The organism is Isoptericola sp. NPDC056573 (genome assembly GCF_042793335.1).
Taxonomy (GTDB): Bacteria; Actinomycetota; Actinomycetes; order Actinomycetales; family Cellulomonadaceae; genus Isoptericola.
This window is the reverse complement of the sequence record NZ_JBHTUY010000004.1, coordinates 398643-410775: the sequence shown is the minus strand read 5'-3', so window position 1 is coordinate 410775 and position 12133 is coordinate 398643. Positions and strand designations below refer to the sequence as shown.

Sequence of the window (12133 nt, the reverse complement as noted above, 5' to 3'; positions counted from 1 at the left end):
GTCCCCAACCCCCGGAATCGGGGGCCAATTAAAAAATTACGCCCCCACTCGAATCCCGGAAACACACGAATCCGGCCGGGGCCCGGGGCGCCCCGCGCCCCCGGGCCTCGTGCTGTCCGGGGTCGTGCTGCCCGTCGCCCGTCCTCAGGAGGTGACGCGGACCTGCAGCTCCCGCTGACCGTTCACGACGCGGGTCATGACGTCGGAGGTCCGGGTCCGCTCGTACGCGGTCCTGCCGCTGCCGATGACGAGGCTCAGCTCCAGCTCGTCGTTGCGCAGGTTGCCCTGCAGCAGCTTCTGGACCGAGTCGAACGACGTCGGGCCGAAGAACTCGTCCTGGAACGAGTTGCCGCCGACGACGGTGACCACACCGCTCTTGCCCTTGAGGCTCTTCGGGATCGTGAAGTCCTGGCGGAAGACCGATCGCGTGGCGCCGTCGGTGCCCAGCAGCTGGGTCCGCAGCGCGAGGGTGTGGCCGGCGCGGACCTTCGCGGTCTTGCCGGTCACGTCGATCCAGCGGCCGCCCGTGCGCTGCTGGATCTTCACCACGCGGAACCGCTCCCGGAAGTTGCTGACCCTGACCTCGTTGGTCACCCCGGTGAGCTTGACGTTCGAGACGGACGAGAGCGTGCCCACCACGGTCGGGAGGTCGAGGGCGCCTGCGGTGCCGACGTCCTCGGCCGACTGGTACCGGTCGGCGTACCGCAGCCGGAAGGGGGTCCCGCTGCGGGTGCCGGTGATCGTCCAGGCCTGCGTCTCGGACCCGCCGGCGATCCCGTCCACCACGCGGTCGTGGTTGGCCATTCCGGCGAGGAGGGTGACGTCCGCGAGGGCGGCCGGGTCCAGCACCTGGGTGGTGCCGGTGCGCGTCTTGCTCCCGTGGGCCACCGTCGACCGGACCGGCGTGGCGGTGGGCGAGGCGCCGAAGGTGCCGGCGATCCCGGCGAGACGGTCGTCGGTGACGGTGCCGCCGAGGTCGCCCAGGTTCGCCACCTTGAACGGCACGCCGAGCGGGTCCTCCTGGACGTAGACCGCGTCGGCGGCCGCCAGCCCGAGGCGGGTCTTGCCCGTGAAGTTCAGCGGGTGCCCGAACGCGACCACCCGGTTGCCGCACACCGAGGTCGCGGTGCCGATGCCGGCGAAGGTGATGTCGCCGTGCGACAGCACCGCGGCCACGTTGCCGCCCGCGACCACGGTGTCGATGCCGGCGGCGGCGGTGCCGCTGGACCGGCCGATGCGGTAGGAGTCCGCCGTCACCAGCTCGCTGCCGCCCGCGGCCTTGACCGCTGTGCGGGCGCGCGCGAGGTCGATCCCGCCGACGCCCATCGGCATCGGCAGCTGGCGTAGACCCTGGGCGGCCTCGGACCGCGTCACGTCGGTCTCGGCGGCGATCCGCGTCGCCAGGCGGGAGGTCACCGCCACCTCGGGCGCGGCCTTCGCGGCGCCGAGGTAGCCCTGCATGTCCTCGAACGGCGTGATGCCCGCGACGGGAGAGCTCCCGAAGGCGAGGCCGTACGCGACCGCGCCGATCAGGCGCCCGTCCTCCGCGTACACCGGGGACCCCGACATCCCCTGCCAGATGCCGCCCGCCGCGTCGATCGCCGGGGAGTGGAGCTCGGCGACGATCATGTCCAGGTCGGGGGCGATGCCGTCCGACAGCACGCCGAGCACCTCGCCCGTGAACGCCTGCGGCGTGGTCCCCTTGCTCACGGACAGCCCGTTGACCGGCGCCCCGCTCACCACCTCGGCGACCGGGAAGGGCACGGCGCAGTCGGGGGTGGGCGCCGCCGTCGCCGTCGGGCCGACCGCCACCAGGCCGGCCAGCACCAGCGCGCCGGCGGCGCCGGACGCCGTCAGCCCGGCCGCACGACGACCGCCCCCGGATCCGGGGAGCCGTCGCCGGCCGCGAGCCGCAGGGCGTTCTTCGATGGGGGGAGTGGGCGGCGTCGCCCGGCCGTCCCCTGCGGCAATCTTCGACATTCCGACAGCATCGTCCACCGCAGGTCCCGACGTTCCGATGAGCACGGGTGAAATCGCGACGCACGCGCCCTCCGCGGTGCATGCAAGAGCGCCTGGCGTCGCGACATGATGTCGACGAGGGACCGCATCAGGAGGGCCAGCAGTGCCGACGACCAGTGACACGACGCAGCCGCCGGAGCGCGCGCCTCGTCTCCGCCTGCCGCTCTGGGCCGCAGCCGCAGCGCTCGGCATCGTCGCGCTCACCGTCGTCGCCGCCGTCGTGCGGCCTGGCATGACCGACCCGCCGCCACAGGTGTGCCCGGCGATCGGCTACTCCAGCGTGCTCGAGGTGACCCTCGAGGGAGACACGTCCGAGGTGGCGGTGCTCCAGGTGCGCGACGGCGACCAGTGGCAGCCGCCCTATCCGCCGGACGCCGAGGTGCCCGCGATCCCGACGTCGCACGACGGGGACACGTGGACGTTCACCCTCTTCTCCTCGCCGCGCTCGGTCATGCTCCGTGCGCTGGACGACGACGGGGACGTGCTCGCGCGGACGGAGGTCGACGTCGGCTGGGAGCGCGTGGGCGGGACCGCCGAGTGCGGGGGCCCGGCGGAGGCCGAGACCGCCTGGGTGCTCTGACCGCCAGGCCTCCCACGGCGGCGCCCGCCCCGAGCTCGCGCTCGGGGCGGGCGCCCACAGCAGGTGCGGTCAGGCCCGGCCGGTGACCCGCTGGGTCGTCGGCTCGCCGGTGACCAGCGGCGCGATCGTGATCGCGTCGATGTTCGGCGCGAAGGCGTCCGGGTTGCCGAAGCGCAGCGGCTGGTCCGCGGTCGCGAGGGTCACGGGGACGGTGCGCTCCCAGAAGCTGTCCCACGAGAACGTGTAGCGGAAGTGGGTGGCCCCGGCGACGGCGTCGCCCTCGCGGACCTGCAGCTCCCGGTCGACGACCTGCGGGTTGTAGTCGTGCTTCCCGGACAGCTCGGCGTTGGCGTACCGCACGGTGACGTCGTAGTCGCCGGCCGCGTCGAATCCGGCGGCGCGGGCGATCTCGAGGTAGTTCTCCTCGCCGTCGCCGAGCCACTCGACCACCTTGCCGCCCGAGGCGTTGGAGCCCGACGCGGCGGACTTCGTGGCGACCACGGCGGTGCCGTGGAGCGCGGCGTCCTCGGCCTGGACGGTGACGGCCGCGTCGTCGGGCGCGCGCGTCGTCGTCACGGAGCCGACGAGCGCCCCGGCGTCGGAGGCGAGCTCGAGCTCGTTGATGCCCTCGGCGAGGTGGACGCGCGCCGTGGAGGTCCAGGCGCCGGACCCGCGGACGCCGAACGACGTGGCCGCGCGCCCGTTGACCGTCAGGGTGAGGTCGGACGCCCGGGTGGTGGTGTGCCGCACGGTGACGTCGTAGTAGCCCGACTCCATCGCGGTGGCGTACACCTCCGCGCGCTGCCCCTCGCCCTGGACGCGGGCGAAGCCGCGGGCGTTGCCGCGGTCCCAGTCCAGGCGGGCGCCGCCGGCCAGGCGCATGGTGCTCGCCGGGTAGGCGGTGGGCTCGCCGTCGCTGACGTCGGTCAGGACGAGCTTGTCGAGCGTGATGTCGGCGTTCGGCAGCAGGGTGCTGCCGTCCTCGCTCGCCCGCAGCGAGAGGACGTGCTCGCCGGCGGCGAGCTCGACCTGCACCTCGGAGCTGCCCCGGTACTGCCACTTCTGGGCGTCGGTGAGCGCGAGGTCGGCGGTGTACTGGACCGGCTGGTCGAGCGCGCCGTCGACGAAGAGGGCGTGCCGCCCGGGTACGCCCGGCGTGGCGCCGATGACCTGGAGGCGGTAGGTGCCGTCGCGGGGCACGGTCACCGTCCAGTCGGCGCGCGACGTCGCCTTGTTGAACGAGCCGACGTCGCGGCCGCCGGAGGCCAGGAACTTCCAGCCACCGCCGCCCTGCGGGTCCTGCTCGTAGACCTGGGCGTCGGTGAGCGCGGTGTCCTCCGCCTCGACGCTCGTCGTCCAGGTCTCGGGCGCCGCGTCGGCGCCCCGCGCCGGCGTCACGACGACCTGGTACGCGGCGTACCGGTCGTAGGGGTCGACGTCGAGCTGCAGACCGCCGTCGCGCACCTTGGCACCGTCGATCCTCTGAACCACGCGCGGGGTGTTCGCCAGCCCCTGGGCCCCGGAGAGCGTGACCTCCCGGACCTCGACGTCGACCTTCTGGCCGAAGGTGCGGCGGTCGAGGCCGGACAGGTCGAGGCGGACGTCGTCGTCGGTGCCGCCCAGCAGGACGGTCGCACGGCGGTCGTCCTCGTCGATCGCGCCGATGCCCTGCAGGGTGTCGACGGTGTCGGGGTGCGGCGGGTCGACCTGGACGGTCTGGCTGCCCTCGAGGTCGCCGTACCACTTGAACATCCACCAGCCGGCGTTGGCGCCGCCGGCGCGGGCGGTGTTGTCGGACAGGTTCCCCGCGTAGTTCCAGTAGGCGGTCTGGGCGTCGACCTTCTCGTCCTCGAACATCGACAGCCACTGCACGAGCTGGCCGGGCACGCCCATGTCGCGCAGCATCCCGTACTCGGTGATGTTCACGTGGATCGGGTCGATGCCGAGGTCCTGCTCCAGCTGCCGGTAGTCGCGCATGTGGGAGCGGAAGGTGGCGAGGTTGTCGATGCCGAGCTCGTGCCAGATGAACACGTCCGGCAGGACGTCGTGCGCCTTGGCGTAGGTCAGGTAGTCGGCCGACCGCTCGGGCTGCCAGCGGGTGTCGCCGGGGCCGCCGATCCGGGCGCGGCCCAGCCCGTGCCGGTCGTAGACCTCCTGGATCTTTTCGTACGTGGCCTGCCAGTCCGCGAGGAACTGGTCCTTCTGCCCCGGCCAGTCCGGGTACCAGTTGCCGCCGTCGGGCTCGTTGAACGGGATGAACAGGTACTTCTCGGGGTGGTCGGACTGGGTGGCGACCGCCTCGGTGACGAACTCGACGATCTCGAGGTAGTCCCACACACCGTTCGGCTCGTCGACGTAGGTGCCCGTGGCCTGGTCGTAGGTGCGGGCGTCGCCCGGGCGCTTGCCGCCGTTGTAGGACCAGTCGGGGTAGTAGTCCTGGATGTAGATCGCCAGCTCCTGGCCGTGCTTGGCGAAGAACCCGTCCTCGATCGTCAGCGCGTCGCCGCTGGGGTGCTGGGTGCCGTACGGCGCCTTCTGGGACGAGTTGGTGATGTGGGCGCCGTCGATGAGCGCCTGCGTGGGCACGCCGTCGTCGCCGAAGCCGTACAGGGTGCCGGTGGCGCCTCCGCGGAAGTCGCCGGTCGTGCGGGCGAAGTCGACGGCGAGGACGTCGGTCACGGGTTCTCCTTCGTCGGTGGCGGGCGCCGCCCATCCTGCCTGGGCGGAGAGGCTGAGCGCAGCGAACGCCGCGACGGCGAGGGCGCCTCGCCGGGCGCCGATCTGATGCACGCTTTCACGTGACTGGGGCACGATCCACTCCTTCGTAGGTCTGATGGCGCCTGGACAGTCGACGTCGGGCGCCGTGTGCCATGAAAGCGTGAATCATGCTCGACCACAAGAGCGGGCCGTGGTCGCGTAACCTTGCGGCGTGAGCCAGGTCCCGAGGGTGAAGCCGCCCGTCATCGCCGACGTCGCCCGGGTCGCCGGCGTGTCGGTGCCCACCGTCTCGCGCGTGCTCAACGGGACGGTGCCGGTCAGCGCGGAGCGTCGGGAGCGGGTCATGGCGGCCGTCAAGAAGCTGGGCTTCCGGCCCAACGGCGCCGCCCGGTCGCTGGCGAGCCAGGCCGGTTCGATGATCGCCGTGTTCGCGGGCAACACGACGCGCTACGGGTACGCGGCCACGATCCAGGGCATCGAGGAGGCCGCGCGACAGGCCGGCTACATGGTCGTCATCTCCGTGGTGGAGACGGCCGACGGCCCCACCGTCGAGCGGGCCATCGACCATGCCCTCGGCCAGCCGCTCGCGGGCGCGATCGTCCTGGAGTTCGACCCGCCCGGCGTGGCGGCGCTCGCGCAGATGCCCTCGTGGCTGCCCGCCGTGGCGGCCGCCTCCGGCGGGTCGTCGGACGAGGCCATCTCGCACGCGTACATGGACGACCGGCACGCGGCCACCCAGGCAACGCGCTACCTCCTCGACCTGGGGCACCGCACCGTCCATCACGTGGCGATCCCGTCCATGGGGGTCGAGAGCGCGCGCATGGTCGGGTGGCGCGAGGCGCTGCGCGACGCCGGGATCGAGCCGCCGCCGGTGATCCACGCGGGCTGGGACCCCCTCGCCGGCTACGACGCGGGGGTCCGCCTGGCGCGCGACGCGTCGGCGACCGCCGTGCTCGCCGGGAACGACGAGCTCGCCATCGGCGTCATGAAGGGCCTGGTCGACTCCGGGCGCTCGATCCCCGGCGACGTGAGCGTGATCGGTTTCGACGACCACCCGCTGAGCCAGCTGTGGGTGCCGCCCCTCACCACGGTCCGGCAGGACTTCGTGGGTCTGGGCCACCAGGTGTTCGGGCTGCTTGTCGGGCGGATGGACGCGGGGGAGCCGCGGCCCTCGGTGCGCATGATCCCCGACCTCGTGGTGCGCCAGTCGACCGGGCGTCCTGCCGCCTCGAGCTGACCCGGATCCTCCGTTCGCGCCGGTTCGCCGACGCCGTCGCCTGAAACCGAAGATCAGAGATCCCTGGTTCACCCGGTATCCATGCTTGCATTTTCAGATGATCGACGCTTTCATAGCGTCATCGACGACGCGCCATGGTGGCGAAGGAAGCGAGGCAGAGATGCCGGATCGGGCCGACGTGGGCCGCGAGCTGATGACGTGGGGTGACGGGGCCCTGCGGCTGGTCGTGCGCCGCCCCCTGGACGGCCCGGTCGCCGTGTCCCTGGTGCCGGCCGGCGAGCGGCCCGGCCCGGCGGTGCAGCCGCTGGTCGAGATCCTCGCCGTCGGGCACGGGCACCGCTCCGCCAACCTGCGGAACACGGCCACCGAGATCGGCGCGCGGCTGCGGTACGTGAGCCACGAGGTGACCGAGGACCGCGGCTGGCAGCGCCTCGAGGTCGTGCAGCGCGACGAGGTCAGCGGGCTGGACGTGCGGTCCACCCTCCGCGCCCGGACCGGGGGGACCTCGGTGCAGGCCCGGACGACGGTCCGCAACGCCGGCGCGGCCACGGTCCGGCTGCAGGCGGTGTCGTCGCTCATGCTCGCGGACCCGTGCGGCCCCGACGGGCTCGACGACGCCGTGTCGATCGAGGGCGACGGCGAGTGGCTCGGCGAGTGGCGGTGGTCGTCGACGCCGGTGCGCGGCCAGACCGGGCTGCCCGCCCTCGGGCTCGCGTCGCACCAGCGGCAGGACTCCCGCGGTGCGCGGGCGGTCGTCAGCCACGGCACCTGGTCGTCGGGGGAGCACCCGCCCGCCGGGGTGCTCACCACGGCGACGGCGAGCCTGGCGTGGCAGGTCGAGCACCCCGGACCGTGGCGGACGGAGCTCGGCGTCCGGCTCGGCGGGGACGACCGCGAGGCGCTGGTGCTGGGCCTGCTCGGCCCCACCGACGCCGACCACGCCTGGCTGCGCAGTCTGCGGCCCGGCGAGGAATTCGTCTCGGTGCCCGTGTCGGTCGCCTGGGCCGACGGCGACTGGCAGGCCGCGGTGGGCGAGCTGACGCGCCACCGCCGCGCGGACCGCCGTCCGGCCCGCGCCGCCGGGGCCGTCGTCTTCAACGACTACATGAACACGCTCATGGGCGACCCCACGACCGACAAGCTCCTGCCGCTGATCGCGGCGGCGGGCGAGGTCGGGGCCGACTACTTCTGCGTCGACGCCGGCTGGTACGACGACGGCGGCGACTGGTGGGACTCCGTGGGGGAGTGGCAGCCGTCGCACGTGCGGTTCCCCGACGGCGGTCTCGACCGGGTGCTCGACGCGATCCGGGCCGCCGGCATGGTGCCCGGGCTGTGGCTCGAGCCCGAGGTGATCGGCGTCCGCAGCCCGCTCGCGGCGCAGCTCCCCGAGGACGCGTTCCTGCAGCGCCACGGCACGCGGATCGTCGAGCATGGCCGGTACCTGCTGGACCTGCGCGACGAGCAGGCGCGCAAGCACCTGGACGACGTCGTCGACCGGCTCGTCGACGAGCACGGCGTCGGCTACTTCAAGCTCGACTACAACGTCACGCCCGGCCCCGGCACCGACCGGGACGCCGACAGCGTCGGCGACGGGCTGCTGCGCCACACGCGGGCGTACCTGACCTGGCTCGACGGCGTGCTCGCCCGGCATCCGCGCCTGGTCGTGGAGAACTGCGCGTCCGGGGCGATGCGCGCCGACAACGGCCTGCTGTCCAGGCTGGAGCTCCAGTCGACGACGGACCAGCAGGAGCCGCTGCGCTACCCGCCGGTCGCCGCCGGCGCGCTCGTGGCCGTGCTGCCCGAGCAGGCGGGCAACTGGGCCTACCCGCAGCCGTCGATGTCCGACGCCGAGATCGTCTTCACCATGGTGACCGGGCTGTCCGGCCGGCTGTACCTGTCCGGGCAGCTCGACGGGATGGACGAGGCCCAGCGCGCGCTCGTGGCCGAGGGGGTGCGCGCCGCGCGCGCCTGGGACGACGAGGCGCGCGGCGCCGTGCCGGTGTGGCCGCTGGGCCTGCCGGACTGGGACGCGCCCTGGGTCGCCGTCGGGCGGGCCACCGCGGACGAGACCGTGCTGGCCGTCTGGTGGCGCGGCGGGGACGAGCCCGAGATCTCCGTCCCCGTGCCGCAGGGCGCCGTCGAGACGGTCTACCCCGCCGACGGCCCGGTGTCCGGGCTCGAGGCGCACGCCGAGGACGGGCGCCTGAGGCTGCGTGCGGCCTCGGGCGAGCCGGCCGCGCGAGTACTGAGGATCCGCCATCAGGACGTGCGGTAGCACCACCGTCGTCCAGCCAGGTCCCGGCGTCGTCGATGACGCCGGACGAGTTCCGAGGAGCTGATATGAAGAAGTATCTGACCGGCGCGGCCGCCGCAGCAGCAGTGGCGGCGTTGACACTGACCGGTTGCAGCGACCCCACGGCGGGCGGTGGCAGCGACGGGGGCGCCACCCAGGCCGCGGACTGGCCGGAGCAGACCGCCGACCTCACCGGCACCACCCTGACGATCTGGGCGGCCCAGAATTCCAACACCGTGCCCGAGGCGGTCACGGCGGCGTTCGAGGAGGCCACCGGCGCGAAGGTCGAGATCGTCACGATCCCCGACCCGTACGAGCAGGGCATCCAGACCAAGGTCGCCACCGGCGACAAGCCGGACCTCGCGTTCTGGCAGCCGACGGCGTCGATGCTCACCGCGCTGAACGCCCCCACGAACCTGCAGCCGCTCGACGGCGCCCCGTGGCTCGACTCGTACAGCCCCGAGGTCAAGGACATCACCGGGACCCTCGACGGCACCCGGTACGCCGCGCTCATCACGAGCCCGGCGGTGCAGGGCGTCTACTACAACAAGAAGGTCTTCGCCGAGCACGGCATCGAGGACACCCCGAAGAGCTGGGACGAGTTCGTCGAGCTCGGCCGCACGCTGAAGGGCGAGGGCGAGACCCCGTTCTTCGAGATGGCCGGCGACCGGTGGGCGACCCAGTGGTGGGTGCAGGTCCAGCTCGCCGACGCCGCGGCCGACGGCCTGTGGGACCGCGTCAACACCGGCGAGGAGAAGTTCACCGACCCGACCGTCCTCGGCGCGATCGAGACCTACCAGGGCCTCATCGACGACGGCCTGTTCAACGACGACATCAAGACCGCCACGCTGGAGGACCAGGCCGACGCGCTGCTCGCTGGCGACGCGGCCATGGCCGTGCAGGTCAACTCGTTCTTCGGCCAGCTCCAGGCCAAGGCGGACACCGCGGAGCTCGACGACACGATCGGGTTCTTCCCGATCTCGCCCGGCGGCAACGTCGCGACCGTCATCCCCGACCAGTCCAACGCGCTCGTCGCGTTCAAGACCGGGGACGCGACGCGCGAGGCCGCGGCCCGCCAGCTGCTGTCGTTCTGGCTCGGGGACGGCTACGCCGACTTCGTCGCCGACCGCGAGACCGTCTCGCTCCAGCCCGACGTGCCCACCCCGGACGGCGTGCCGCAGGCGCTGCAGGACGTGCACGCCTCGCTCGCCGACTCCGTCGGGTCGATGCAGTCGCTCGCCGTGGCCAACCCCGACCTGTACATCTACCTGGCCGACATGATCCAGGGCACCACCACGCCCGAGCAGGTCGCCCAGCAGACCCAGGACCAGTTCGCCCAGCTCGCCCGCGCCCAGGGCGTCGAGGGCTTCTGACCCCGGCCTGAGACCAGCCGCGGTGCCGGGGCGGGCGTGCGCCCGCCCCGGCACCCCTGAAAGGTGATGCACCGATGACCGCGACCCTCAGCACCGGCGCCCCGGCCCGCCCGGCGGCGAAGCCCCGGCGCGCCGCGCCCGGCAGGGACGAACGCACCCGCAAGAACCACCCCGCGTGGTTCCTCGTGCCGGCCTTCGTCGTCCTGGGCGTGTTCTTCTTCGTCCCGACGATCTTCAACTTCGTCTACGCGCTCACGGACTGGTCGAGCTTCAAGTCCTCGATCTCCTTCGTCGGGCTGCGCAACTTCGCCGACCTGCTCAGCAGCGGCACACTGCTGGCCTCGCTGCGGATCACGCTCGTCTACGCCGTGCTCGTCGCGATCTTCCAGAACCTGTTCGGGCTGCTCCTCGCGCTCCTCCTCGAGCGCGACACCCGCGTCAACCGGTTCGCGCGGGTCATGTTCTTCATCCCCGTGATCATGTCGGCGCTCGCGGTCGGCTACGTCTTCCAGGCGATGCTCAAGCCGGACGGCGCGGTCAACGGCGTCCTCGGCACCCTCCTCGGCACCGACGTCACGATCCCGTGGCTGGGCAGCACCACCTGGACGCTGCTCGTCGTCGCCCTGATCCACTCCTGGAAGTGGATGGGCCTGTCGATGCTCATCTACCTGGCCGGGCTGAAGACCATCAACGAGGACGTGCTCGAGGCCGCCCGCCTCGACGGCGCCTCCGCGTGGCGCACGTTCCGCGACATCCGCTTCCCGCTGCTGGCGCCGGCGATCACGTTCAACGTCGCCACCGCGCTGCTCGGGTCGATGAACGGCTTCGACATCGTCCAGGCGACCACCGGGGGCGGGCCGGCCCGGACCACCGAGCTGCTGAACATCTTCATCTTCCGCACGTTCGGCCAGGGCCTGTTCGCGCAGGCCACGACGATGAGCCTCGTCCTGTTCGTGGTGGTCGTCGCCCTCGCGTTCCCCGTCATCCGCACCCTTCGCAAGCGGGAGGAAGTCCTGTGACCGCGCAGACCGCTCACCTGAGCACCCGCACCGGCACCCGCACCCGCACCGTGCGTCGAGCGACCGGCGGGCGGACCGGGGGCTGGCGTCGGGTCCAGCCCGTCGCCGCCGTGCTCGCCGTCGTCGTGCTGATCGGCATGCCGCTGTGGATCGTCGTCGTCACGGCCGGCAAGACCCAGGCCGAGGCGCTCAACCCCAACCTCTCGCTGCCCACCACGTGGCAGTACCTCGAGAACTTCTCCGCCGTCTGGGACCAGGGCCGCGTGCCCGCCGGCTTCTTCGGCAGCCTGCTGATCATGGTGCCCGCCGTCATCGGCGTGCTCGTGCTCGGCTCGCTCGCCTCCTGGGTGCTGGCCCGTCGCACCACCCGCGGCTATGCCGTGCTCTACGCCCTGGCGATCAGCGGCATCGTGCTTCCCCCGGCCGTCGTCACGATCGTGCTGCTGCTGCGCCAGCTCGGCCTCGCCGGCACGGCCGTCGGCATGATCGGCGTCTACATGGGCATGTACATGTCCACGGTGATCTTCTTCGTCACGGGGTTCGTGCGGACCATCCCGCACGAGCTGGAGGAGGCCGCCCGCGTGGACGGCGCCGGGCCCCTGCGCGTCTTCGGCACGATCATCCTGCCGCTGCTCGTGCCCGTGCTCTCCACCGCCACGATCCTCATCTGCCTGTACGTGTGGAACGACGTCTTCTACGCGTTCTTCGTCGTCGGCGGGCGGCTCGACACCCTGCCGCTCAACCTGTTCCAGGTGGCCAGCGCGGGGCTCTACCTCGACAACTGGCACCTGATCTTCGCGTACGTGATCCTCATGAGCCTGCCGCTGCTGGTCGTCTTCGTCGTCGCGCAGCGCAAGATCATCTCGGGCATCACGTCCGGGGCGGTGAAGTAGT

General features: G+C 72.5%; 8 protein-coding genes. 6 read left to right on the top strand and 2 right to left on the bottom strand.

Features of this window, described 5'->3' with window-relative positions:
* Positions 1-144 precede the first annotated feature (144 nt).
* Positions 145-1980 carry a SpoIVB peptidase S55 domain-containing protein gene (locus tag ACFQ8E_RS09365; protein WP_430550296.1) on the bottom strand — a complete coding sequence of 612 codons (1836 nt, stop codon included), beginning with the start codon at positions 1978-1980 and terminating at the stop codon, positions 145-147.
* A 142-nt stretch (positions 1981-2122) separates the two neighbouring features.
* On the opposite strand from ACFQ8E_RS09365, the gene ACFQ8E_RS09360 reads away from it, so the two are divergent.
* Positions 2123-2599, top strand: a complete 477-nt coding sequence (locus tag ACFQ8E_RS09360; RefSeq protein WP_430550295.1) for a hypothetical protein — start codon at positions 2123-2125, stop codon at positions 2597-2599.
* A 69-nt stretch (positions 2600-2668) separates the two neighbouring features.
* Here ACFQ8E_RS09360 and ACFQ8E_RS09355 read toward each other — a convergent pair whose 3' ends face one another.
* Positions 2669-5278, bottom strand: a complete 2610-nt coding sequence (locus ACFQ8E_RS09355; RefSeq protein WP_430550294.1) for a hypothetical protein — start codon at positions 5276-5278, stop codon at positions 2669-2671.
* Between the two features lie 250 nt (positions 5279-5528).
* On the opposite strand from ACFQ8E_RS09355, the gene ACFQ8E_RS09350 reads away from it, so the two are divergent.
* The 5 genes from ACFQ8E_RS09350 to ACFQ8E_RS09330 all read left to right on the top strand — a co-directional run bounded on the left by ACFQ8E_RS09350 (position 5529) and on the right by ACFQ8E_RS09330 (position 12132).
* Entirely contained in the window at positions 5529-6554 is a 1026-nt protein-coding gene (locus tag ACFQ8E_RS09350) for a LacI family DNA-binding transcriptional regulator (RefSeq protein ID WP_430550293.1), read from the top strand.
* A 160-nt stretch (positions 6555-6714) separates the two neighbouring features.
* Positions 6715-8829 (top strand): alpha-galactosidase, encoded by a 2115-nt coding sequence (locus tag ACFQ8E_RS09345; protein WP_430550292.1) that lies wholly within the window; start codon positions 6715-6717, stop codon positions 8827-8829.
* A 65-nt stretch (positions 8830-8894) separates the two neighbouring features.
* A complete protein-coding gene (locus ACFQ8E_RS09340) occupies positions 8895-10220 on the top strand; it encodes an ABC transporter substrate-binding protein (RefSeq protein WP_430550291.1) in 1326 nt (441 codons plus the stop codon).
* A gap of 74 nt (positions 10221-10294) precedes the next feature.
* The gene (locus ACFQ8E_RS09335; RefSeq protein ID WP_430550290.1) at positions 10295-11239 is read left to right on the top strand and encodes a carbohydrate ABC transporter permease; all 945 of its coding nucleotides are present in this window, start codon (positions 10295-10297) and stop codon (positions 11237-11239) included.
* Positions 11236-12132: a carbohydrate ABC transporter permease gene (locus tag ACFQ8E_RS09330; protein WP_430550289.1), complete on the top strand. Its 897-nt coding sequence runs from the start codon at positions 11236-11238 to the stop codon at positions 12130-12132. Before ACFQ8E_RS09335 ends, ACFQ8E_RS09330 begins: the two co-directional genes overlap by 4 nt.
* Position 12133: the final 1 nt, after the last annotated feature.